The organism is Colwellia sp. BRX10-4 (assembly GCF_014077465.1).
GTDB lineage: Bacteria > Pseudomonadota > Gammaproteobacteria > Enterobacterales > Alteromonadaceae > Colwellia_A.
The window spans coordinates 30,783-54,886 of the sequence record NZ_JACGVZ010000021.1 but is presented as its reverse complement, the minus strand read 5'-3'; the positions used below and the strand labels follow the sequence as shown (position 1 = coordinate 54,886).

The 24,104-nt window shown below is 39.3% G+C and carries 20 protein-coding genes and 3 tRNA genes; 9 read left to right on the top strand and 14 right to left on the bottom strand.

Annotation, left to right across the window (positions count from 1 at the left end; all coding sequences use genetic code 11):
• Positions 1–176: 176 nt before the first annotated feature.
• The gene (gene rimK, locus H4J67_RS15225) at positions 177–1,103 is read right to left on the bottom strand and encodes a 30S ribosomal protein S6--L-glutamate ligase (protein ID WP_182172895.1); all 927 of its coding nucleotides are present in this window, start codon (positions 1,101–1,103) and stop codon (positions 177–179) included.
• 301 nt (positions 1,104–1,404) lie between these two features.
• Between rimK and H4J67_RS15220 the strand changes: the two genes are divergently transcribed.
• Positions 1,405–1,578: an amidohydrolase family protein gene (locus H4J67_RS15220; RefSeq protein ID WP_182204215.1), complete on the top strand. Its 174-nt coding sequence runs from the start codon at positions 1,405–1,407 to the stop codon at positions 1,576–1,578.
• Between the two features lie 117 nt (positions 1,579–1,695).
• On the opposite strand, the gene H4J67_RS15215 is transcribed toward H4J67_RS15220, so the two are convergent.
• Both H4J67_RS15215 and htpX read right to left on the bottom strand, forming a co-directional pair.
• On the bottom strand, positions 1,696–3,414 hold the full coding sequence (locus tag H4J67_RS15215; protein ID WP_182204208.1) for a SulP family inorganic anion transporter: 1,719 nt from the start codon (positions 3,412–3,414) through the stop codon (positions 1,696–1,698).
• 14 nt (positions 3,415–3,428) lie between these two features.
• Entirely contained in the window at positions 3,429–4,298 is an 870-nt protein-coding gene (gene htpX / locus H4J67_RS15210) for a protease HtpX (protein ID WP_182204206.1), read from the bottom strand.
• Positions 4,299–4,621: 323 nt separating this feature from the next.
• Here htpX and H4J67_RS15205 point away from each other — a divergent pair, with 323 nt between their 5' ends.
• Positions 4,622–4,972 (top strand): hypothetical protein, encoded by a 351-nt coding sequence (locus H4J67_RS15205; RefSeq protein WP_182204204.1) that lies wholly within the window; start codon positions 4,622–4,624, stop codon positions 4,970–4,972.
• Between the two features lie 265 nt (positions 4,973–5,237).
• Here the strand turns inward: H4J67_RS15205 and H4J67_RS15200 are convergent, their stop codons facing one another.
• Both H4J67_RS15200 and H4J67_RS15195 read right to left on the bottom strand, forming a co-directional pair.
• Positions 5,238–5,684 carry a RimK/LysX family protein gene (locus H4J67_RS15200; protein ID WP_220463242.1) on the bottom strand — a complete coding sequence of 149 codons (447 nt, stop codon included), beginning with the start codon at positions 5,682–5,684 and terminating at the stop codon, positions 5,238–5,240.
• Positions 5,685–5,949: 265 nt separating this feature from the next.
• Entirely contained in the window at positions 5,950–6,327 is a 378-nt protein-coding gene (locus H4J67_RS15195; RefSeq protein ID WP_182172910.1) for an RNA-binding S4 domain-containing protein, read from the bottom strand.
• Positions 6,328–6,943: 616 nt separating this feature from the next.
• Between H4J67_RS15195 and H4J67_RS15190 the strand changes: the two genes are divergently transcribed.
• On the top strand, positions 6,944–7,561 hold the full coding sequence (locus H4J67_RS15190) for a response regulator transcription factor (protein WP_182204202.1): 618 nt from the start codon (positions 6,944–6,946) through the stop codon (positions 7,559–7,561).
• Between the two features lie 108 nt (positions 7,562–7,669).
• Here H4J67_RS15190 and H4J67_RS15185 read toward each other — a convergent pair whose 3' ends face one another.
• Complete coding sequence (locus tag H4J67_RS15185) at positions 7,670–10,183, bottom strand: S8 family serine peptidase (RefSeq protein ID WP_182204201.1); 2,514 nt, start codon at positions 10,181–10,183, stop codon at positions 7,670–7,672.
• Positions 10,184–10,528: 345 nt separating this feature from the next.
• On the opposite strand from H4J67_RS15185, the gene H4J67_RS15180 reads away from it, so the two are divergent.
• Positions 10,529–13,030 carry a S8 family serine peptidase gene (locus H4J67_RS15180; protein WP_182172919.1) on the top strand — a complete coding sequence of 834 codons (2,502 nt, stop codon included), beginning with the start codon at positions 10,529–10,531 and terminating at the stop codon, positions 13,028–13,030.
• A gap of 527 nt (positions 13,031–13,557) precedes the next feature.
• Here the strand turns inward: H4J67_RS15180 and H4J67_RS20795 are convergent.
• From H4J67_RS20795 to H4J67_RS15160, 6 genes are all read right to left on the bottom strand, one after another.
• Positions 13,558–13,884: a S8 family serine peptidase gene (locus H4J67_RS20795; protein ID WP_259368631.1), complete on the bottom strand. Its 327-nt coding sequence runs from the start codon at positions 13,882–13,884 to the stop codon at positions 13,558–13,560.
• Positions 13,841–14,527 carry a S8 family serine peptidase gene (locus H4J67_RS20790; protein WP_259368630.1) on the bottom strand — a complete coding sequence of 229 codons (687 nt, stop codon included), beginning with the start codon at positions 14,525–14,527 and terminating at the stop codon, positions 13,841–13,843. Before H4J67_RS20790 ends, H4J67_RS20795 begins: the two co-directional genes overlap by 44 nt.
• Positions 14,528–14,659: 132 nt before the next feature.
• On the bottom strand, positions 14,660–14,965 hold the full coding sequence (locus H4J67_RS20785; RefSeq protein ID WP_259368629.1) for a hypothetical protein: 306 nt from the start codon (positions 14,963–14,965) through the stop codon (positions 14,660–14,662).
• A gap of 387 nt (positions 14,966–15,352) precedes the next feature.
• Positions 15,353–15,428 (bottom strand) — tRNA-Val (locus H4J67_RS15170).
• Between the two features lie 38 nt (positions 15,429–15,466).
• Positions 15,467–15,542 (bottom strand) — tRNA-Val (locus H4J67_RS15165).
• A 30-nt stretch (positions 15,543–15,572) separates the two neighbouring features.
• A tRNA-Val gene (locus H4J67_RS15160) sits at positions 15,573–15,648 on the bottom strand.
• Between the two features lie 343 nt (positions 15,649–15,991).
• Between H4J67_RS15160 and gltX the strand changes: the two genes are divergently transcribed.
• The 5 genes from gltX to H4J67_RS15135 all read left to right on the top strand — a co-directional run bounded on the left by gltX (position 15,992) and on the right by H4J67_RS15135 (position 21,290).
• Complete coding sequence (gltX, locus tag H4J67_RS15155; protein ID WP_182172922.1) at positions 15,992–17,404, top strand: glutamate--tRNA ligase; 1,413 nt, start codon at positions 15,992–15,994, stop codon at positions 17,402–17,404.
• 88 nt (positions 17,405–17,492) lie between these two features.
• A complete protein-coding gene (locus H4J67_RS15150; RefSeq protein ID WP_182172926.1) occupies positions 17,493–18,014 on the top strand; it encodes a hypothetical protein in 522 nt (173 codons plus the stop codon).
• Positions 18,015–18,155: 141 nt separating this feature from the next.
• Complete coding sequence (locus tag H4J67_RS15145) at positions 18,156–19,499, top strand: DEAD/DEAH box helicase (protein WP_182172929.1); 1,344 nt, start codon at positions 18,156–18,158, stop codon at positions 19,497–19,499.
• A 27-nt stretch (positions 19,500–19,526) separates the two neighbouring features.
• Positions 19,527–20,282: a transporter substrate-binding domain-containing protein gene (locus tag H4J67_RS15140; RefSeq protein WP_182204199.1), complete on the top strand. Its 756-nt coding sequence runs from the start codon at positions 19,527–19,529 to the stop codon at positions 20,280–20,282.
• Positions 20,283–20,294: 12 nt separating this feature from the next.
• Positions 20,295–21,290, top strand: coding sequence for a fatty acid desaturase (locus H4J67_RS15135; protein ID WP_182172935.1), 996 nt, complete (start codon positions 20,295–20,297; stop codon positions 21,288–21,290).
• 121 nt (positions 21,291–21,411) lie between these two features.
• On the opposite strand, the gene H4J67_RS15130 is transcribed toward H4J67_RS15135, so the two are convergent.
• A complete protein-coding gene (locus tag H4J67_RS15130; protein WP_182172938.1) occupies positions 21,412–22,263 on the bottom strand; it encodes a 23S rRNA (adenine(2030)-N(6))-methyltransferase RlmJ in 852 nt (283 codons plus the stop codon).
• Positions 22,264–22,359: 96 nt separating this feature from the next.
• Entirely contained in the window at positions 22,360–23,952 is a 1,593-nt protein-coding gene (locus tag H4J67_RS15125) for an ABC-F family ATPase (protein ID WP_182173038.1), read from the bottom strand.
• Positions 23,953–24,104: the final 152 nt, after the last annotated feature.

Here is a 24,104-nt window from a genome sequence, read left to right as displayed (position 1 = left end):
ATAGCTCATTTTATCGTTGGCTTGAAAGCAGAAAACCGTAAATATTCTCTTCAAGTTAAGGTCATGCAGTATGTCAGTGCCTTGACCGGTATTGAGTGAACTCAGAGGATGTTGTGGTCGTGAAGACTGAAATATCGGCTGTCACGACCCTAAATTATCGCGATTAAACAATGGGATTACCCTTTACCTTGGGTGCGATTTCGATTGGATTTAGCGCTAGCATTCTTTTCAATAAACTTTTTCTCAATAAACTTGAAGACCATGGTGGCAACATCCTTTTCAGTCGTGGCTTCAATACCGGCTAAACCCGGCGAAGAATTTACTTCCATGACCACAGGGCCACGTTCGGCGCGCAGTAAATCAACACCACAAACGTTCAGCCCCATAATGTTTGCTGCCGATACGGCCGTTGCTCTTTCTTCTGGGGTAAGCTTAACGAGTACCGCTGAACCGCCGCGGTGTAAATTTGATCTAAATTCACCCTCGGCGCCTTGACGCTTCATTGCGGCAACAACACGGTCTCCAACAACAAAACATCGAATATCAGCACCACCGGCTTCTTTGATAAACTCTTGGATTAAAATATCAGCGTTTAAACCCATAAATGCTTCAACAATCGCTTCTGCTGATTTAGTTGTTTCAGCAAGTACGACGCCAATACCTTGTGTACCCTCCAGTAACTTAATCACGCAAGGTGCGCCACCGACGTTCTTAATTAAATCTTTTACATTATCAAGACGATTAGCAAAGCCGGTTCTTGGTAAGCCGATGCCTCTTCTTGACAGAAGTTGCATAGAGCGTAACTTGTCTCTAGAGCGACTAATCGCTACAGATTCATTGACACTAAAAGCACCGGTCATTTCAAATTGACGGACTACAGCGGTGCCATAGAAAGAAATTGATGCGCCAATACGCGGTATAATAGCGTCGTACTGTGGCAGCTCTTTACCTTTATAGCGCACAACAGATCTATCACTAGTGATATCCATATAACAATGCAGTGTATCGATAACGTCAACTTGGTGACCCAGCGCTTCACCTGCTTCTTTTAAACGACGAGTCGAGTACAACTTCTTGTTTCTAGATAATATTGCTATTTTCATGTTTGATTTCCTGTTTTTATAAAGAACAATAGTCTCTAGACTAGACTGTTTCTAAATAGTCACAAAAAATAAAAGTTTTTTGACAAAGGCGGTAAACAAGCTCAACTTTATTGTGCATAGTCAATATGACCATTTCAAATTTTATCTGATGAGTACAGCATATATTGTAGACCGATGATAAAGCACCGTCTTCTTTTGGATTAGCTTTATAAAACAACAAATTCAATGGTTTGTGTTGAATTGGTCGCGAGCCTTTAATGATAGGTATAAAGCTGATATGACATCACAATAAATTTTAAAATTGGCGACGAATAACGCGGCTGATTTAATGGTGATGTCAAAGCGTTTAAGAACACTCGAAGTCGGAAAAGTTGCTGACATTATTACCATGAACGCTAGCCCTTTCGTTGATATTAATGAATTATTAGCTGTTGATTTTGTAATGAAGTCAGATGACATGGTCAAGTCTAAGTAATTGCGTAACCATTAATACAAAGCTTGTTTAATCTTTGTTAAACAGGCTTTGTACTTATCATATTGAGTGATGCTGTTTATTGCAGGACTACCATAAAAAGCATGGCATTATTTTACGCTAAAGCGTCAGTTCTTCTGCGCTGCTGACGGTTTCGGTGATTTGTTTACGTTGGTTCATTCTCAAGGCTAAATACAAATCAGAATGCACATAAATTCCTTCGTGACCTGATTTAATCTCTGCTTTTACAAACCACGCCAACAACTGTCTTTTTCTGCCAGCAAGCTCAAGACGAACCCCGCGCTTTCTAAAAATAACCTCTAAATCTGATAGCATCGCCATCACACTTAAGTCTAAATGAGTAAAACATGGCACAGCATCAATAATTACACACTCAATGTCATCTTTTTGTCTGGCATATTGTTCTAACAATCGGCGTTTAAAGAAACTAGAATTAAAGTAAGTTAAAGGCGAATTAAAACGATAAATAAAAATACCGTTCACCGCTTTTGCCTTATCACTGGCATCTAAACTTCGTACTACACCGTTGATATCAACACCGAGTATATGGTCGGTGGGGCGCATTACCGTCCTAATAAATTGGAATAAACCTAGTAATACAGCAAGGGTAATACCGGGAATAACACCAATAAATAACACCGCTAATAAAGTGGTTAAGGTTAAGTAAAATGCCTGTCGGTCTTTTAGTCTGAGTTTCCAGACCATTTTAAGATCTAGTAGGTGCACAGAAGCAATAATCAAGACAACCCCCAAGGCGGCACTGGGAATAAATTCAAGGGGTGCGGTAAAGAAAATAGCAATAATAGCAATAATGGCTGCTGCTATAATAGAGACTAATTGGGTTTTACCGCCATTGGAATCATTAACTGCGGTGCGAGAAGAGGCGCCACTGACGGCAAAACCCTGTGATACAGCCGACGCTAAATTAGCAATACCTAAAGCCATAAATTCTTTATCTGCATCAACGTCATAGCCATTTTTTGCGGCAAAGCTGCGAGTGGTGAGCATCATGCTAACAAAACTTATTATTGCTAAATTAAGTGCTGGCATAACAAGCTCACGAATAACACCGACATTAAATTCAGGTGTTTGAAATAAGGGTAAGCCCCCCTCGACAACGCCAATGGTTTTTATACCAAACTGCTCTAATTTAAAAAGCCATACTAAGGCTGCACCTAACGCAATCGCAAACATTGAAGCAGGCCAAGTGGGCTTTAGGCGTTTCATACCAAAATAAATAGCCAGGGTAAATAAGGCGATAGTTAATGTTGGGAAATGTGTTTGTGCTAAGTAATCAGGGACACCGCCCAAACGTTCAAGCAGATACCTTTCATCAAAGGTAAAACCAAATATTTTAGAAAATTGACCAACAATAACTGTTATGGCAACACCATTTAACAGCCCCATTAAAATAGGTTTAGACAAGAAGTCAGCCAATACACCAAGCTTAAATCGACTGGCCAGAATGCACCAAAAACCGGTCATCGCTGTCATGGTAATAACTAACTGCCAATGCTTAGTACTGTCGCCGGCGGCTAAAGGGGTGATCAGTGCCGCAATAACTGCACAAGTTGCCGCATCAGGCCCAACTATTAATTGCTTAGAGGTCCCAAATAATGCATATACCAGCATAGGTAATACACAGGAGTACAAGCCTACTACGGCATTAACTCCGGTGAGTTGTGCATAAGCTATAGCAACCGGTAATGCAACGGCTGCAACCGATAATGCCGCTTTAACATCATCAGCAAACCAACTTCTTTCATAGTTAAAGAAGGTGTTTAAACCTGGCATAAAATCATACAAACGTGACAACACAATAGCTCCCTTATTTATTTAGTGCTCAGCGATACTATGCGTTTTGCTAATGGCGGATGACTCGAAAAGAGTGCGCTCATCTTGCTTAAGCTAATGGCAAAAGCTGACATTTCGGTTGGTAGCTGGGGCAATTTTTGTAGTTGCTCTAGTTTACTGAGTGCTGCAATCATATTTTTTCGGCCCGCAAGGCTTGCACCACCTTCATCTGCTCTAAATTCTCGATAGCGAGAAAACCACATCATTATCATAGTCGCTAATAAGCTCAATATGAGTTGAGAAACTAATGAGACAATCCAAAAGGCAGGTCTGTGACCACTTTTTACGTTAAATACATTGCGGTCAACCACATGACCGATAATGCGTGATAAGAACATCACTAAGGTATTTAACACCCCTTGCAGAAGTGTCATTGTTACCATATCGCCATTGGCGACGTGGCTTATTTCATGAGCAAGAACCGCTTCTACCTCATTTTGACTCATGTGACTTAATAAGCTGGTACTTACCGCGACTAAGGTATTATTTCTACTCCAACCCACTGCAAAAGCGTTCGGTGAAGGATGATTAAAAATACCGACTTCAGGCATGCCAATATTGGCTTTAAGGGCTTGTTCTTGTACTGTTTTGAGTAGCCAGCGCTCGGTTTGATTACTCGGCGTCACGATAACCTCGACGCCCATACTTCTTTTCGCCATAAACTTAGAAATAAACAAGGAAATAAACGAACCACTAAAGCTAATAACCGTGGCATAAATGAGCAATGATTGAAAATTAAGGTCGACACCATTTTCTGCTAATAAGCTTTCAATACCAAATAAACTAAAGGTAATACTCAAAATCATCATAATGGCAATGTTAGTGGCCAAAAATAGTAAAATTCTCATTGTTCATCTCTTCATTTTGCAATAATAATGCCCTTATAGACAGGCTGTTAGTCAAATAGTCACAAAGTAATTTAATCAAATAGTGGGCAAGTAATCAAAGTATATTTATTGATAATAAGCGAAGTGTTAAAAATTTATTCAGGTGTTTTATTTAGACTGAAAATAAGTGATGTGTTGACTGGTTTTAGGTTTTACTCTGTCTGCATTATCAATGATTTTTTGTGTTTATGGTTAATGTGACTTTATTTTACTTTCACGAGTCTAAATAGAGGTGGAAAATTATGATCACAATATTAAGAATACAAAACATTTAAAGGAAAGATATGAAAGATCTAATTTTACTGATGGCTATTGTTATGGTTGCTCCTGTTCACGCAACACAAAATATATTCAACGTGCTAGTGCAAGATACAAACTTAGTGAAAGATATTCGCGCTGAGGAAGAAAATATTTGGAGTAAACTGGCAGCCACTAATCTTGCTGATGAAATAATTATACGAATTTCAAGAAAAGATAAAGATTTATATCGTCCATGGTTTAATGGCAGTGTTGATCTTCAATCAAAAGGTTTTCGTGGTAACGATATCTGGTCTGATAGACTTCAGACCCAAGCTAACTTCGTAGAGTATTGGCACAGAGGCCTGTTATTTCTTGATCTTCAGCGCAAGCAATGATATTTTTTGAACAGATATTCATCATTTTTTTGGTCTGTAATTTAGTGGCAGGCTAAATGCTTTCTCATCTGATTCTTTAGTTTGAACCCATCAACGGCGTAATTATCCATTAATAGACATTGAACTAAACCATCACCAATGATCCTGTCATCTTCGACGCACGCAATATGCGAATTTATCACTCCGCTTACTACAAAATCATCTACGATAAAATGTTAACCTCAAGGTCATATTAAGGCTTTTACTTCATTGATTACTGTTAACGTTACTCAACACTCGGTGATATTTTTTCTACTGAAGCGAGATAACTAAATTCTGGATCGACCAACATTTCACCTTTCATCGCTTCACGTCCCAATAGCATTAGGTGGTTCATGCTTGACCGGTCGGTTAATGAAAGTCTTACTGTCCATGTTAATTCGCCCATTACCGCCAACGTATTGATGATATAGCGACTTTCTTTTTCTCCATTAGAAGATTTTATACGTTTTCTATCGACTATTTTTGCTGAACATTTAATTGTCTTAGTGACATCGTGAGAATCAGGATGAAATTCAAAGTCCAACATGCCAGTGACTTTATTTTCAGAAATATGATCAACATGGAGCGATGAAGTTTGTGCGCCAGTATCAATGCGGGTCGCAACCTCAAATAGCTCTAATTCGGGTAAATCTATAGTTTCTCTAGCACCGACAAGTATTTTTTCTTTCATATTATCCATTTCATTATGTTGTTGTAGCAGACCAAATTATATTTTACGGCACAAGTGCTAAAACAATAGCATATCATTGTTATTAACAAATACTACGCCAAAAAGATATTGCCGTTGTCAGCAACAATGACCACTCTTATTGTTATAATCGGCATAACTGTTTGATAAGCAAAGCTTTTTTATTGCTAAAGTAAAGTAGGGGGGTGAATTTCACACCCATTTAAGGAGCGTTTTTCAGCGGGTATACAATTAACTTTGTCTAAACTTAGAATGAAATAGGTCTTCTCTTCGCCGGCAAAGATGATGGTTCAATTGCCTGCTCTGCAGAAACAAAGGTTTCTTTAGTGTTTGATTTACTCTTTTTAAGCGAACTTTTAGTTTCAGCTCCACTGGGCTTTGCAGTCGTTGATGACTTTTGTTTTGGAGTATGGGCAACTTCAAAAATTTCGCCATCAAATTCAACGGTATCGCCATGACGAATTTTCTTTCGTTTTTGAAACTCAACTTCATTGTTAACTAGAACATAACCTTCGCTTATCACTATTTTGGCTTCGCCACCACCACCGACCATATTGGCAATTTTTAGTAATTTACAAAGCTCGATTGGTTCAACCGAAATATTAATGATAGGGTGTGAAGACATGTAACGTTAGCCTAGTGATATTAAATTTAATGGCAACAATTATAACATAAAGAAGTGTGACAAGGATAAGGTATAGATTATTTAGTCGTAAATTTTATTATCGCACTTCGTCAATTAAAACCGGTCTTTTCAAAGCTCACTTAATATTTAGTCTTGATAATTTAAATGTTTGGGTTAATGGTCAAGCTGACTTTCGGCTGATAAAGTTTCTGTCTCTAGCTTTTTTAGCGGCAGTTAGTCGACCGCTTTGACAAACTGATCAAACTTTATGGACATTATTAGCCACAGCAAGGTTTACTTGGCTGAGGAATAAGTTGATGCTTTTTAAATGTTTTATACAATGCTAAAGTTTATAATTATGCCATAATAAAATTTACGGTGAACAGGGTAAATAACTTTTATTACTTGTTAAGAAAACATGAAAATTTGCAGAACAACACTATGCATCCTCCTATTATTAGTGGTGTATTGCATTATTTTTTCTTTACCCAGACACAGAGGCTAATTTGAATAAACTTGAACAAAGTCAATTAAGTGAATTAGTAAAACGCTTGTACAGGTGCATTTTTGTCAAAGATCCCCAAGATGATAGCGGTTATACCATGGCTCTTTCATTATGAGTATTTCACTTGTTGTTGCCGATGACCATGTGCTTATGCGCCAAGCATTAGTGAACTATTTAAAGGCGGGTAACGAGTTTACTATCTTGGCTGAATGTAAAGATGGAATAGAATTAATCAGTCAAACCTTAAAAACCGATCCTGATGTTGTGGTGATGGATATTTCTATGCCAAATATGAGTGGACTGGTGGCAATTGACAAACTATTGTCGCAACGGCCAACGACAAAAATATTAGTTTTATCCATGCACGACGAACTTGAGTATATTTTAGCGATGCAAAAAGCGGGTGCTAAAGGTTATATCCTCAAAGAGTCGTCCTCAGATCTTCTTATTCATGCTATTAAAGATGTTTATAACGGTAAAACTTTCTTTCCAAGCTTATCTGCCAGTAATTGTCAGCCGGCTTCCAACCCATTAGAAGTATTAACTCGGCGAGAAAGAGAAGTGTTTTTCTCAGTAATTGCCGGAAATACCAGCAAGAAAATAGCAGGATTACTCAATATGAGTGTAAAAACGGTGGAAAATCATCGCACTAAAATATATAAAAAGCTGCAGGTTGGCAGTGTGGCAGAACTACTAAGAATGGCTAATAAAGCAGGTCTTCTTGAATAGTGTTTATTTTATCTCATTTGAACTTTACTAGAGAAAAAAAACGCCCTGCAAGGAGGGCGTTTAATGAATGTAGATGTTATACGTACTCTGCTCTACATTTTGCTGTTATTACTCTGCGTTCGAACTTGTCCCTGAGACAAAGTAATTTTTATCTATTTGATTAGCGATAATCGCATAGCTAGCGCGAGTTACACCGTTTTCTGGATTAAATGTAGCTACCATTGTCGGTTGTAAATCAAATTGACCTTGCTTAAGGCTATAGCGAACACCTAACAGACCTTCGTTCAAAGCAATTTGCACATAACCGCGCATATCTTCAGCAATATCACTTTGGTCAGCAATCACGATTGATTCACCATTGTAATTAACCGTGATTTCATGCGCTTCGCCTAAGTCTAATGCCTCTTGAGTTTTACCAATAACTTGTACTAAACTATAAGCTAAGTCAGCACGAGTCACTGCTGATTTTCCGTGGAAGTCGCCATTATTATCAGCCATCATCACGGGACCAAATTGTTGTTTAGCATCTTTCAATGCGGCACCTGACATAGCAACTGATTCAGCAAAAATACGGTATCTAGCGTTAACACCACTTAGGCTTATATCGGCCTCGTTATCTAAACTGCGATGCTGACGTACCGATGCTCCCATAACCAAGGCCTTAGCCAATTCTTGACGATTTAACATCGCATCAGGTGCAAAAGATCTAGCTGAACGACCATCCATAAGACGTTCAAGTACAGCAGTTTCTATTGCTGCTTGCTGGCTATGGCCTGCTACGTCATTCATACCTTCTGTGCCTTTGAAAACATCTTGCCACACCCAATAACTGATATGGTTATCACTGGCTTCATCAGTTTGTGCCTGTTCGTCGTAAGCTGCAGCAGCTGGTGGCACTGATAAACCAAAGGCGTCAGTTTCCATAAACAGTTTCCATGGACCCGCTTGTGCTGGAGCCGTTACAAACGAGTTACTGTCCCAAACTGGGTCGGTAGAGTCGCCTTCAAAACGTTGTCCATCGGGTGCAATAAGTACAGCTTTAACACTTGTTAAGGCCGTTAAGCCAACATGTACGGTTTTTGCATTGGCATCGACTTCAAATTCAATTACTTGCGACTCTAGTGTTTCGAACGCTAAAGCACCTTCAGCAATTTTCATGGCCTGCATATTAATACTGGCCGTAAAATGAGCATCTGCGCTGTTGTTAACAGATTGCTTCTGATCAGCATCGTGTCCCTTGGCTGCCGCGACTGCCGCACGTGCATTAACATAGCCTGCCCCAACTTCCCAAGACTCATAACCTGGCATATTAGTCGCAGACTCTTTCATTAATTGCTTGATTTCATCGATACTTAGCGAAGGGTTAGCTTCCATCATCAGCGCTGCAACACCTGCAGTGTGTGGTGTTGCCATTGATGTACCCGAAATACGGGTATAAAATGGAATATGTGCTGGGTCAAGCACCAAATCAGCATCTCCGCCATTGGCAGCCATATTGGTTGATGAACGCGTTGATACCATGTTGCGCCCTGGTGCGACAATTGTGACTTCGTTAGTGTAAGTCCAGGCCTTACCATCTGGCGTATTAAAATCACCGCTTTCATATTCTAAACCACGAGATGAAAAGTCAACTAAATTACCATTGGTATCGCCAGCACCTACTGACATTCCCCAAGGGATCTGAGCATGAGGGTTATTGCTATTTTCGCCAGAGCCCGAGTTACCCGCAGCAAATACCGATAAAATACCAAATTTGTAAGCTTTATATGACGCCAAGGCTACAGGGCCATTAGCATCAAATTTACCGCTTGAACCCCAAGAGTTACTCATAATACGCAGAGGATGTTCATAGTCATAAACGTGGTTAATAGCATAGTCATAGCCGCCAACCGCATCTAAAATAAATAAACCTAACCCTGAGCCGTAACCCACTAAATCAGCATCGGGTGCAACGCCTTTATATTTTCCATCAGACATAGCGCCCGAGCCCGCTATAGTACCGGCACAGTGAGTACCGTGGCCGACATTCAAGTCGGTATTAGGTTGGTTTTTAATAACAAAACCGTCTGTAATACCTGTTTCAGCGAGATCGAGTGAATGTGTTGCCGCTTGCACGTTATCAACCACTACGTCGCCAAAGAATAAATCTTGGTGTGTTGCATCAATACCCGAGTCATTAACCATAATGGTTACGCCTTTACCGGTATATTCTGTGCCGCCATTGCGGTTTGCAAACTCGGTACCTTGAACTTTGTCAACACCGGTAATTTCACGAGAGTTAGCATTAAAATACTCTAACTTACGGTTTAACCATACTGATCGTACATCATCTCGTCCGGCAATCGCTTTGATTTGTGCGACATTAGCAACAACACCCATAATAGGTACGGCAGAAAACTGAACACCCTTACTTATACCTAAGGCTTTTAACGCCCGTATTTGACTCACTGATATTGGCTTCATTTGTTCAAATGTTACCACGGCCATAACTGTTTCTTCGCCCGTCATCGTCGGAAGCACTTGTGCAAGTTGCTCGCCAATAGCAGCATTAGCTAAAGCGTGCGTAGGTAATGTCATTGCCAAAGAGGCTGCAGCCAAGGCACTTAAGGTAAATTTTTTCATTATATTTCAAACTCCAATATGTTTAATACTTGTAGGTTAAATATCTTAAATATTTTTAATTGTTTTTAATTATTTAAATATTTTTATCATCCTTAGTCTCCCAACAAACCATTAAGATGAAAATAGGGGGTTACCCCTATTATTGAATAAATAACTGCTTAATTAGCAAACCTATAAGGTGAGTCATTTTAGAAAAAAAGTATCAGCGAGTTGATTGTCTTACTGATTTTAATTTACCTAATAGTTCACTAGATAGGGGAAACCCCCTATTTACTCAGTACCCCTTAACTCGATAGAGTGCTTAAGTAATTTATAGACCCCTTAATAACTAGAGCGAGTGAAATAATGAAAAAATTTACCTTAAGTGCAATAGCAGCAGCAACCATGGCATTAACTATGCCGTCTCAAGCTTTCGCTAACGCAGCCATTGGCGAGCAGTTAGCTGAGTTTTTACCGACTATGGTTGGTACTCAAACGGTTATGGCCGTAGTAACTTATAACCAATTAGCGCCCGTATCAACAACTCAACTAGAGCATCTTTCTGGACTAGGTATTAGTCAGGCTGTTCAGTTTGCTTCGGTTCCTGTTATTGGCGTAGTCGCTAACTTAGATCAAATTAAAGCCATTGCTCAACGTAGTGATGTGCGCTCGGTATGGTTAAATCGTGAGCTTGAATACTTTAATTCTGATGCTCGCGAGATCACGGGGGTTGATGCGGTTCAAGGTGATGAATTTTTCAAACAAAATGGCATTGAATATACCGGTAAAGGCGTAACTGTAATGGTTAATGACTCGGGTATTGATGCTACCCATCAGGATTTATTCTTTGGCGATAAAGTGATTGATAACGTGCAAGGTCTAACACATGCAAGTTTATTAAGCATAACGGGTGTAACCGAAGGTCTAATACTTAAGAACCAACCTAACACAGATACTAATTCAGGCCACGGTACTCATTGTGCTGGTACTATTGCTGGATATGGTACTATGTCAGATGGCAAGTACCCAGGCGCAGCGCCAGATGCTAAATTAGTAGGCTATGGCTCAGGTGGTGTTATTCTTATTCTTGATACTATAGGCGCTTATGACTATGCCATTACTAAAGGTGATAGTTACGAAAATCCATTGCGCGTAATGAGCAACTCATGGGGTTCAAGTGGTAAGTTCGACCCGACTGGCCCCGTTTCTCTAGCTTCATATAAAGCCCATAAAATGGGTATATTATCTGTGTTTGCAGCAGGTAACTCAGGCTCAGGTGAAGATACGCACAACCCTTATGCACAAATTCCTTGGGGCATGTCTATTGGCGCAGGGGAAAAAGATGGCACACTTGCTGGTTTCTCTTCACGTGGTTATAAGTATGAATCTGGCGAGTTTGTGATGCCAGGTGGTGAAAAATGGACCTACAATAATGAAATTACTATCGTAGCTCCTGGTGTAGACGTTATTTCTACTCGTGCTGTTACTAATGCCGGCGCAAATGGTGGTGAAGCTGATGTAGACGCGATGGACCCTACTCATTTACCTTTCTATACCATGATATCGGGTACGTCGATGGCAACGCCTCATGTTGCTGGTATTGTTGCACTAATGTTAGAAGCTAATCCTGACTTAGATAACATGGCCATCAAAAAATTGTTACAAGAATCTGCGACTAATATGCCAGGTTACGAGCGCTTTGAAGTCGGTGCTGGATTTGTAAACGCCCGTGCAGCAGTAGCCGCAGCGAAAAACTATGATATGAACCACAGTGTCACGGTGAATAACCTACGCGGTAAAGTTTTCAATGCTAATACGCTAGTTGAAATTAGTGAAACAAGCTATGAAACTTCTATCTGGTCAACACCCAATGGCGTCACAGAGCCACTAGGACTGCAAAACTCATTTGAATTTCAGGTTGATAGTGAAGCATTGTGGGTTAAGGGCTCTGCGAGCTCATTGGCTAATACGGCTAAATTAGTTTTAATTGACCCTAAGGGCACTGAGTATTTTGGTAACTTAACTTTACCTGTGCTTGGAACTGATATGCGTGTTACGGCACCTGGAATGGCAGGTAAGTGGACGGTTCGAGTTGACGGACTAACCTCTTTATCTGGCGTAAATCCAGATCCACTTGACCTAACTAATGGTCCAATGGCTCCTGAAAACTTCGACGTTAGCATAAATTTTGAAGACTTAATTGGCTTTAAAGGGGTAAACGATATAGCCGCTCATCGTTATGAAAATGCGATAAAATATGCAGTGAGCAAAAGACTAATGGATGGCTTGAAGAATGATAATTTCAACCCTGACGCAAAGTTAAAACGTAAAGATTTAGCTAAGTACCTAGTCATGGGCGGCGCTGTTCGTCAATACCGTGCATTAGACAACGAGCTAGAGCCAACCCTTAATACAGTACCTAATGGTTACCAAGCGTTTATTGAATCGGTATCGGTTGTTGGTGGTGCATTAAAAGATAGCTTACGTAAACAGCAGCCAGTTATGCTTAGTCAAAATGGTGAGTTTGCACATAACGGTCGTGTATCTAAAGTAGACCTAGCTTACAGCTTAGTACAAATTCTAGGACTAGAATCAACGGCTAAAGCGTTTGATCTCAAAAATGACATTACGGTTGACTATAAGGGTCAGACTATTGTGCTAGCAGATCAAGACAACATTGACGACGATATGAAAGGTTATGTGCAACTTGCCATACAGCTTTCATTATTGAATGTTCACTTTGATGTTACTCAAGGTACTTACGACTTAACGCCACAGTTGAATGCTAGCTTTGGTGGAGATTATAACGTCACTCGTGCAGAATATGCTTTAACTGCCGGTCGTCTTTTTGGTCAATACTTTCAGTAAACACTTTCAGTAATTACTTTCGGTAACTAGTACCGGATATTAATCAGGAGGCCATTTGGCCTCCTTTTCTTTACCGGTTAACCACACCCCCTTGCCGGTCACACTGTTAATCATGGTTTCTCCTTTTTTAAGCATCGTTTTGATAAGCTAATGCTATGTTAAGCAACATCATTGACAACTTTTTAAGTGATCTCTTATTTGTTCTCTGCAGAGGTGAGCTGGTTCTATTTTTCTCGTTAGGCATTGCCTTGCGGTTGATAGTCGGCAATCGATAGTTGGCAGTTAATAGTCATTAGGTATAGCTATCGCATTGGAATACTGGTTGCTGGAGTGGGCTAATATTATCTTCCCCGAGACCTGTTTATGCCAGGGCGTTGTTGTTAATATCTACTCTTTTGTCACTGCTGCGAGAAAAAATTCAATAAAATGTTAGGCTAAAGTTAAAGACGCTAAACTACTTTCGTTGTTTACTAGTGCGGTGACATCAGTCTTTGTACAGTATAGACCGACAGTGTTGTCGTGATTGATTATTTATACGCTTTAACATATGTTTTTGCTGCAGCAACAGCGGCTTGTATATCAATATAGCCGGCACCAACTTCCCACGCTTGGTATCCAAGCATCTGAGTTGCAGACTTTGCTATTAATTGTTTGATTTCCTCGATACTTAATAATGGATTAGCTTCCATCATAAGAGCGGCAACACCCGCCGTATATGATGTTGCTATTGAAGTACCAGAAAAACGGCTATAAAAAGGGGAATAGGTGGAGTCAAAAAGAAAATCATCATCTGCGCTGTAGGCCAGGCCATTATTCGATGTTCGGGTGAGACCATGTAGTGACCGGGGCGACAACTGTGACTTGGTTATTATAAGTCCATTCTTGCTTATCTGGCATGGTAAAGCTGCCCGTTTTATAAGATAAATCACGAGAAGAAAAGTCAACTAAGTGACCATGACTATTACCGGCACCGACTGATATTACCCAAGGGAGTTGAGCATAAGGGTTATGACTACTTTTACCTGCCCCTGAATTTCTGGCAGAAAATATTGACAATATCCCCAAGGTATAAGCTTTATATGAGGCTAAACCAATTGGGCTGTTCGCATCAAATTTTCCGGTTGAACCCCAAGCATTACTGATAATACGCAATGGACTTTGATAATCGTAGCGGTGATTAATCGCATAATCATAGCCACTAACCGCATCTAAAATAGTTAAATCAGCACCTGAGCCGTAACCGGTTAGTTTGGCATCGGAAGCGATACCTTTATATTTACCATCAGACATGGCCCCAGAGCCTGCAATAATGCCAGCACAATGGGTACCGTGGTCTGTGTTTACATCAGTATTATATTGACCTCGACTGATAAAGGTCTCGGTTGTGCTCATTTTAGCCAAAGCTGATGATTCTATGGCCGCCTCGACATTATCGATGACCACGTCGCCAAAAAATAGATCTAGATACGCGGCATCAATCCCTGAGTCATTGACCATAATAGTCACACCCTTATCACTATAATCGGTATTACTATTAATATTAACAAAGTCTGTTCCTTGAATTTTATTAACACCGGAGTTTTGCCGTGAGTTAGCTATAAAATAGCTTAATTTTCGGTTTAACCATATTTAACAGACATCGTCGCGCGCGGAGATCGCTTTGATTTGTGCAGCATTAGCGACCACGCCTATTACAGGCAGTGCAGAAGACTTAACGCCTTTACTAATACCTAAAGCTATTAGCGCCTGTATTTGATTCATTGAGAGTGGCTGCATTTGTTGAAAGGTTATTACCGCGAGGATTGTTTCTTTGTCAGTCATCGTAGGAAGGGTTTGTGCGAATTGCTCGCCAATAATACTTTCAGCCAATGCTTTTGTAGGCATTGTTAATGCTAAAGAGGCTATAAGCCATGCACTTAAAGTTAATTTACTCATGATAACCAAACTCCGTTTGTTAAATCATTGCAATTATTTCTATCACAGCTAGTTTCCCAATAAACAGGTAGCTTGAAAATAGGGGGTTACTTAAGTGTATTTAGGTAAATATGCTGTGAGTTTATTCGTGGGTGTGCTTTAAATAAAGGGCGTTTTGCTGACTTTGAACGTTTTAACTAATTGAAATTGTAGTTTTATAGTAGTGGGTTGGCAGGCAGTAGCAACAAAAAAAGAGCAGGGATTGTGATCGAATTGAAATATGCAATAGCAGATAAAATGATATTAAAAAGAGTCTTTAAGATAAATGATTTAAAATTTAATATATTAATTAAAATTATGATCAGTGATTTAATTTTTAAGTAGATGATGTAAGAATGAGAAAAAAGATGGTGGACGATACTGGGCTTGAACCAGTGACCCCCGCCTTGTAAGGGCGGTGCTCTCCCAACTGAGCTAATCGTCCGTATAGATTATCTAAAGAAAAGTCTATAGGTGTAATTATGGTGGGCGATACTGGGCTTGAACCAGTGACCCCCGCCTTGTAAGGGCGGTGCTCTCCCAACTGAGCTAATCGCCCATAATTACTTTAATCTTTGAAAATTAAGATTGGTGGGCGATACTGGGCTTGAACCAGTGACCCCCGCCTTGTAAGGGCGGTGCTCTCCCAACTGAGCTAATCGCCCAATCTTAGATTTCCTGAATCGTTAACGGTCTAATTAATTAAACACTGTCTGCGTTTCAGTGGGGCGTATTATAGGGAGATGAGAAAAGCTGTCAACATAAAACAAAGATTTTTCTGCTTTTTTTTCAGTTTGATTGATATATTTAATTTTTTTGCTGTAAAATTAAACAGCTTGCTTGTTTTATCCTCGTTGGCGGTTTTCTTTTCTTTGTTTCGTTCAGCAAATGAAGTTTTCCTTAGCTATACCTGATAAAATATCGACAATTTTTATCGTACCAATTGTAGACTTTAAGCCTTGTCTTTAAACATAGCCTTTAAGTCTTAAACTTTATAGTGAGATTTTTATGAGCTTAACAACTCGATTTGCGCCAAGCCCGACCGGTTATTTACATGTTGGTGGGGCACGTACTGCCCTTTATAGTTGGTTATATGCCAAGAAAAATGGCGGTGATTTCGTTCTACGTATCGAAGACACTGATGTAGAACGTTCAAGCCAAGCATCCGTTGATGCCATTATGGACGGTATGAATTGGTTGAATCTTGAATGGACACATGGTCCGTATTTTCAAACCCAACGTTTCGACCGCTATAAAGAAGTTATTGAGCAGTTACTTGCCTCAGGTAATGCTTATCGCTGTTATAGCACCAGTGACGAAGTTGAAGCAATGCGTGAACAGGCTCGTGAAACCGGGGCGAAAGAAAAGTATAACGGTTTGTGGCGTGACCGCACTGACTATCCTGCCGATAAGCCTTATGTGATTCGTTTTAAAAACCCGCTTGATGGCGAAGTCGTTATCAAAGATATGGTGAAAGGCGATATAACGATAGCTAATGAAGAATTAGATGATTTAATTCTTGCGCGTAGCGATGGCACACCGACTTATAACTTAACGGTTGTTGTTGATGATTGGGATATGAAAATCACCCATGTTGTACGTGGTGATGACCATATTAGTAATACGCCAAAACAAATTAATATTTTACTCGCTTTAGAGGCAACACTCCCAGAGTATGCCCACATCCCAATGATTTTAGGTGATGACGGTAAGCGATTATCAAAACGTCATGGTGCTGTCGGTGTTATGCAATACCGTGATGATGGTTATTTACCTGAAGCCTTATTAAACTACTTAGTGCGTTTAGGTTGGTCTCATGGCGATAAAGAAATATTTTCTCGTGAAGAAATGATTGAACTCTTTGATTTAAAAGATTGTAACCGTGCTGCTTCAGGTTTTAATACTGATAAATTAATTTGGGTCAACCAACATTATATGAAAACTATGGAGCCAAGTTATGTCGCAAAACATTTAGCCTGGCACATGAATGAGCAAGGTATCAATATTGAAAATGGTCCATCACTTGAAGAAATTGTTAAAATTCAAGCCGACCGTGTAAAAACTTTAAAAGAGATGGCGCAAATTTCGCGCTACTTTTACGAAGACTTCAGCGAACTAGAAGCATCAGCGGTTAAGAAACATTTACGCCCTGTTGTTAAAGAGCCTCTTATATTAGTTAAAGCTAAACTTGCAGCATTGAGCGAATGGTCACCTGAACTTATTCATGCGGCAATTAATGATACAGCAACAGAGCTTGAAGTTGGTATGGGTAAAGTAGGTATGCCATTGCGTGTTGCGGCGACCGGTGGTGGTAATTCACCTTCTCTAGATGTTACTTTGGCTTTATTGGATAAAGATAAAGTACTTGCCCGTATTGACCACGCTATTGAAGTGGTTGAAGCAAGAATAGCAAACAGCTAATTAAATAAAGTTTTATGCTAACAAGATATAAGGTCGTTGATGGTTAGCTGTCAACGGCCTTATTGTATTGAAAAAGGCGAGATTAAAGATGAACCAAAGCGAATTATTAAATAGATTAAAAGCCTTTGAGCATAAAGAGGTGTTTTTTGGTCCACAGGGTTTTAGCGTTATTTCTAAAATGGCAACATTAAATAAAGCCCAGATTGGCTATTCGGTTGATAAAAAAGGCGCTAGTTTAGTCAACAAGGATATTGGCAATTGGCAAAGTTCATGGGTTGTTATCGCCACAGATACCGAATTAGGTGATCCGTATTTTATTGACTTGGCCGATGAACATTTAGCGGTTTATACCGCGATTGCTGAAGAAGAAAATCAATGGCAAGCAACCCTAGTGAGTGTATCTTTGGTGGGTTTTGAACAGTGCTTAACGGCTATATATCAACAGTGTCGGCAAAAATCTGCCATGTACCTTCCCGATGAAAGCTGTATTTTTGATCTCCAGATATTAGAAACCTTTGGTAAAAAGCTGGTTGAATTTTCGCAAACCAACGATTTTTGGCAACACTTTTTTGTTGGTTATGTTGATTGGCTTCGCGACGAACATGTTTAATAGCGCCATAAGATGAATAAGTCTGTGGTACTTTTTTAAGTTTTTCATTTTTTTAACACCCTGATAAAATACTATACGTCATTCTTGTCGTTAGCAGGGTATAATCACAACGTTTTTATTGGTTCTTTTTTGGAGTGTAGTTTGCAGTTTACAGATTTTGGTTTAGACAGTCGTTTAATGTCAACGGTTGAGCATTTAGGTTTTTTAGAGCCGACAGAAATTCAGCAGCAAGCTATTCCTGCTGCTATGGCCGGGCATGATTTAATTGCCTCATCAAAAACTGGCTCAGGTAAAACCTTAGCGTTTATTATTCCTGCGATGCAACGCTTAATTCGAAATAGGGCTTTGTCTAAACGTGATCCTCGTGTCCTTATTCTTATGCCAACACGAGAATTAGCCAAACAAGTTTTTACTCAACTACGTTTATTTACCACCGGCTCACAGTTTAAAGCTGTGCTTATTTTGGGTGGTGAAAACTTTAATGATCAAGTAAAAACACTGCACAAAGACCCCCATTTTATTGTTGCGACACCGGGTCGATTGTCTGACCATTTATCGCAAGGGCATTTCTATTTAAAGGGCTTAGAGCTCCTTATTCTTGATGAAGCCGATCGGATGTTAGACTTAGGCTTTTCAAAACAATTAAAACAAATTAATAGCGCTGCCGATCATCGTAAGCGTCAAACACTGATGTTTTCTGCAACACTCGATCACGCACAAGTCAATGAGTTCGCACTAGCGTTATTAAAAAAACCAAAACGAATTGCCATAGGCTCTGCACATACCGAGCATAAAGATATTACTAAACGCTTTTACCTATGCGATAACTTAGACCACAAACAAGACTTGCTTGAACACTTTTTGAAAACTGAAAGCTATCAACAAGTGATTATTTTCACTGCAACACGAAGTGATACCGACCGATTATCAAAGCTGCTCAGTGAACAGAGCTTAAGTACGGTCGCCTTAAGTGGTGAGCTTAATCAAGGTCAGCGTAATCAAATAATGGATGGCTTTAGTAAGGGACAACAAAAGATATTGATCACGACTGATTTAGCGTCTCGAGGTTTAGATTTAGTTAACGTCTCGCACGTCTTTAACTTTGATATGCCAAAGCACACTGAAGAATTCGTGCATCGTATTGGCCGGACAGGTCGAGCGGGTAGCACCGGTGATGCGATCTCCTTTGTTGGTCCTAAAGACTGGATTAGCTTTAAAAATGTTGAAGGTTTTTTACAGCAAACCTTTAAATTTGATGTTGTTGATAGCTTAAAAGCTACATTCAAGGGCATAAAACCTAAAAAGCCAAAAGTGGCTGCTAAGTCAAAATCTTCAACGAAAATTAACGAAAAACCGCAAAGAGCTCAGCCTAAAAAAGTGATTAAAAGAGTCTTTGTTGCTCAAGATGTTGGTGAGTTACCTGTGTTACGTAAAAAGACGATAACGCCAGTAAGTGAAATAGACAGCGATTCTGAAATCGATTAACTGTTTCGAGTATAAGGTATTAATAAAATGAAATTTTTCTTTTTTATTTGTAGTTTTTTACTTTGTTTAAACGCGCAAGCTCAGCATGTAAATCAGCAACAAGTTATCACGTTAACGATTGCAGCCCCTGAAATTCGCCCTTTTATTTATAGTAATGAAAAGGGTGAAAACAAGGGCTTGTTAATTGAGACGATGAATAAACTCAATACCAGTGGAAAATTTAAGGTATCAGTCACCATCATGCCTTGGGCAAGAGCATTAAAAGCAGTTGAACAGGGAATGTTTGATGCATTAATGCCGACGGTTTATACACCAGAACGCAGCTTTTTTTTGAGTTTTCCTCAAAGTCCTTTAATTAATTTTTATGGCTCTGAAATATTCAAAAGAGCAGATGATAATTTTGTTTATCAAGGTATTTCAATAATTGATAAAAGTAAAATACTTGTCAAAGTTCGTTCAACCCATGTTGATAGCCACTTAGAAGAAGCCTTTAAAGATGCCTCTATAACGTTTTTTGAAGCGACTCGCTTAGAAGATGCCTTCAATATGCTTATTTACGGTCGCGTTGATTTATTGGTGGCCGATAGTGCCATTGCAAATACAACCATTGATAATATGGCGGTTAATGGACAAGTCGAAGGGTTCTCGTTGTCTGATCAAGTTGACTCTTCTTTTCTTGCTTTTTCAAAGCAATATTCAATGTCTCACGATATCAATGAAGTGATGAAAGAAATTAATATGATTAATGATGCCGATAGTTATCACCTTTCGAGTAAAAATTAGTGAATACTTAGGATGAGTTCAACAACAGACGCTGAAAAAATTAAAAATATTGTTCAGGGCGTTAAAGCCGAAGAACAGCGCTTACGCAAAAAATATGTGTTTTTAGCTAAGCAAGACAGTATTGGTTTACTCATTCTTTTACTGTCACTTACAGGCATGATCACCAGTGGTTTATTATATTACTATGCCTTTATCCCTGCCTGGATTTGTATCATGCTAGCGGCAATTTTTGCCTCTATTTCTCATGAGTTAGAACATGACTTAATTCATAAACTTTACTTTCGTCAGCAACCTATTATACATAATCTTATGATGGCCATTGTTTGGTTAATGCGCCCAAGTACGATTAATCCTTGGTATCGTCGCAAAATTCATTTATTGCACCATAAAACCTCGGGTACAAAACAAGATTTAGAAGAACGACTGGTCGGCAATGGTATTGCTAATATATTTGTTCGCTATATCGTAATTTTTGATGGTTTATTTGGGCTGATTTTACAAAGAAAGCACTTGAATAGGGAAGTGAAAGCCTTTAATTTTTTGAGTGTTTTTAATGGCGGATTCCCACTGACGATACTTTATTATATCTTCGGTTATGGCTTTATATTGTTTCACAGTGTCGATTTTTTTATTGCCAGCGATTTTATCTATCCGCCATGGTTACAAACCTTTTCAGCGTTGAGCAATCTGTTGATGGTGGTTATTATTGCGCCTAATTTTCTACGCTCAGGCTGTTTAAATTTAGTGACTTCTTATTTGCACTACTATGGTGGTGTTAATAATGTATTACAGCAAACGCAAGTCTTTAAAGGTTTGCTTATTTGGCCACTTAATCTGTTTACCTTTAACTTTGCTGGTACGCATGCCATTCATCACTTTGTTGTACAACAACCGTTTTATTTGCGTCAAATGTTAGCAAGTACTGCACATAAGGTGATGAAAGAAAATGGTGTTAGATTTAATGATGTTAGTACATTTTCAAATGCAAATAGATATCGCGCTTTGTAAGGCAGGGCAATAGCGGTAAAACTTTAATTATCTTATTTCTTGTTAATTATCAACTGATTACAAAAGGCTGATAAGCGGCGCTGTTTAATTGAGATGCGCCGTAATTTTAGTTTAAGGCGAGTTATTCAGCAATAAGCTGCGCTAATGTAAAGCTAGTCTCAGCCTGTCCTAAGGTTGCCTTCATAAAAGGAAGTATCTCTTCGAGCTGCTTTTTTAACTGCCAAGGAGGATTAACAATAAATAAGCCGGTACCTGTCATACCATATTCATCACTGTCGGCTTGTAAACAAAATTCAACTTGTAATAAATTTTTCACCTCACTACGGGTAAAGTCTTTTTCCATGGCATGAATACGCTCACGGGTAACCACAGGATACCAAAGAATATAAGTCCCGGAATTGAATTTTTTATAGGCTTTTACGATAGTCTTAACCGCTTTAGCGTAATCTTCTTTTAACTCATAAGGGGGATCGATAAGCACGACACCTCGGCGACTGGGTGGCGGTACTAACCCCAATACACCTTGATAACCATCAGACTGTTTTACATGTGATTTTTTCCAGCGTGTGCAGAATTCTGTCAAATGTTGAATATCGGTAGGGTGTAACTCAAAGAGATGAGTACTGTCTTGGCGGCGCATCAGTTGCTTAGCAACACCAGGAGAGCCAGGATAAATTTCTAGCTCACTATTTTCAGTGTTTAAGCGCTGAATTAGCTCAACATAGGGTGTTAATGCTTCAGGAAAATTATCATCAGTTAGTGCGGCAATAATTTTAGCGATACCGCCTTTGTATTCAGCTGTTTTTTGAGCGTATTCATCTTTTAGTGAATACATGCCAGCACCCGAGTGGCTATCGATATAGGTAAAGCCTTTTTCTTTACGCACCATATATTCTAGTACGAGCGTTAAAACCGAATGTTTTAAAACATCAGCGAAGTTTCCTGCGTGAAAAGCATGACGATAACTGAGCAAAAGGAATTCCTTAATCTAAAATGGGTAGGGGAAGTCATAGATAAAACACTCTTTGATCAGTGTTTTATCTATTTGTATAAACGGTGTTATTTGTGTCTACGCTTGGCTTGCTAAGTACTCATCATAAGTACCGGCAAAGTCAATGTAACCATCTTTGGTTAATTCAATAATACGCGTCGCTAAGCTCGAAACAAACTCACGGTCATGGCTAACAAACACTAAAGTACCTTCGTAGTTTTCTAATGCCATATTAAGTGATTCAATAGACTCCATATCCATGTGGTTGGTCGGTTCGTCCATCACAAGAATATTAGGCAGTTGCATCATCAGTTTACCAAAAAGCATTCTGCCTTTTTCTCCTCCTGATAATATTTTAACTGATTTTAGAATATCGTCAGCTGAAAATAATAAACGCCCCAAATAACCACGAACAGCTTGTTCGTCGTCAGTAGGCTGACGCCATTGGCTCATCCAGTCAAACAAGGTCATGTCATGCTCAAATTCAAACTCATGGTCTTGTGCGTAATAACCAATATTTGAATTTTCAGACCAAGTAAAATCACCAGAAGTTGCTTCGTAGCCGACTTCATTTAATAAAGTGCGTAAAAAGGTGGTTTTACCTATGCCGTTTTCGCCGATCACCGCAATACGTTCACCGACTTCAGCCAAAAGAGAAATATCTTTTAGTACATGAGCATCATTAAATTTCTTGTTTAATTTTTCTATGACTAAGGCATTACGAAATAATTTTTTCTCTTGCTCAAAGCGAATAAAGGGGTTGGTACGGCTTGAAGGTTTAACTTCTTCTAGTTGAATCTTGTCGATACGTTTTGCACGAGAAGTCGCTTGTTTAGCTTTTGAAGCATTCGCAGAAAAACGTGCAACGAAAGCTTGTAGCTCACCTATTTGCGCTTTTTTCTTAGCATTGTCAGCAAGTAAGTTAGCTCGTGCTTGTGTTGCTGCTAGCATGTATTCGTCATAGTTACCTGAGAAAACTCTAAGTTCTCCGTAATCTAAATCGGCCATATGGGTGCAAACACTGTTTAAAAAATGTCTATCATGCGAAATGATGATCATGGTTGAATCACGGGCATTCAAGGTTTCTTCAAGCCATTGAATAGTATGAATATCCAGGTTGTTGGTTGGCTCATCAAGTAATAAAATATCAGGATCTGAGAATAGCGCCTGTGCTAACAAAATACGCAGTTTAAAACCTGGGGCTATTTCGCTCATTAAACCATAATGTTGGTTAATAGCAATTCCTACGCCCATTAATAGTTCGCCGGCACGTGCTTCGGCACTGTAACCGTCCATCTCAGCATATTCTGATTCTAAATCGCCTACTTTCATGCCATCGGCTTCACTCATTTCTGGTAAAGCATAAATACGGTCACGTTCTTCTTTTACCGCCCATAACTCAGTATGTCCCATAATAACGGTATCAATAACACTGAAGTGCTCAAAGGCAAATTGGTCCTGGCTTAATTTACCCAAACGTTCGTTAGGGTCTAAGCTTACATTGCCTGAGGTCTGCTCTAAGTCACCACCTAAGATTTTTATAAGTGTTGATTTACCACAACCGTTGGCACCAATTAAACCGTAACGATTACCACCACCAAATTTTTGTGAAATATTTTCAAAAAGAGGTTTTGCGCCGAATTGTTGGGTAATATTATTTGCTTGTAGGATAAGCTGATTCCTTGGTTGTGCATTTAAGCTGGTAAGTCAATAGCGCGCGATTATACACAAAAAACATCGACTTCAATAGGCTAAAATTTGTCTATTTGGCTGGTGCGGATGATAAATTAACAACAAGTTATTCAATGTTCGATAAATTTTCT

Coding starts and splice junctions, on each gene's coding strand:
- rimK (WP_182172895.1), bottom strand. CDS start 1,103: ATGAAAATAGCAATATTATCTAGAAACAAGAAGTTGTACTCGACTCGT.
- htpX (WP_182204206.1), bottom strand. CDS start 4,298: ATGAGAATTTTACTATTTTTGGCCACTAACATTGCCATTATGATGATT.
- H4J67_RS15205 (WP_182204204.1), top strand. CDS start 4,622: ATGAAAGATCTAATTTTACTGATGGCTATTGTTATGGTTGCTCCTGTT.
- H4J67_RS15200 (WP_220463242.1), bottom strand. CDS start 5,684: ATGAAAGAAAAAATACTTGTCGGTGCTAGAGAAACTATAGATTTACCC.
- H4J67_RS15195 (WP_182172910.1), bottom strand. CDS start 6,327: ATGTCTTCACACCCTATCATTAATATTTCGGTTGAACCAATCGAGCTT.
- H4J67_RS15190 (WP_182204202.1), top strand. CDS start 6,944: ATGAGTATTTCACTTGTTGTTGCCGATGACCATGTGCTTATGCGCCAA.
- H4J67_RS15185 (WP_182204201.1), bottom strand. CDS start 10,183: ATGAAAAAATTTACCTTAAGTGCCTTGGCTGCAGCCTCTTTGGCAATG.
- H4J67_RS15180 (WP_182172919.1), top strand. CDS start 10,529: ATGAAAAAATTTACCTTAAGTGCAATAGCAGCAGCAACCATGGCATTA.
- H4J67_RS20790 (WP_259368630.1), bottom strand. CDS start 14,527: ATGGTCAATGACTCAGGGATTGATGCCGCGTATCTAGATCTATTTTTT.
- H4J67_RS20785 (WP_259368629.1), bottom strand. CDS start 14,965: ATGAGTAAATTAACTTTAAGTGCATGGCTTATAGCCTCTTTAGCATTA.
- gltX (WP_182172922.1), top strand. CDS start 15,992: ATGAGCTTAACAACTCGATTTGCGCCAAGCCCGACCGGTTATTTACAT.
- H4J67_RS15150 (WP_182172926.1), top strand. CDS start 17,493: ATGAACCAAAGCGAATTATTAAATAGATTAAAAGCCTTTGAGCATAAA.
- H4J67_RS15140 (WP_182204199.1), top strand. CDS start 19,527: ATGAAATTTTTCTTTTTTATTTGTAGTTTTTTACTTTGTTTAAACGCG.
- H4J67_RS15135 (WP_182172935.1), top strand. CDS start 20,295: ATGAGTTCAACAACAGACGCTGAAAAAATTAAAAATATTGTTCAGGGC.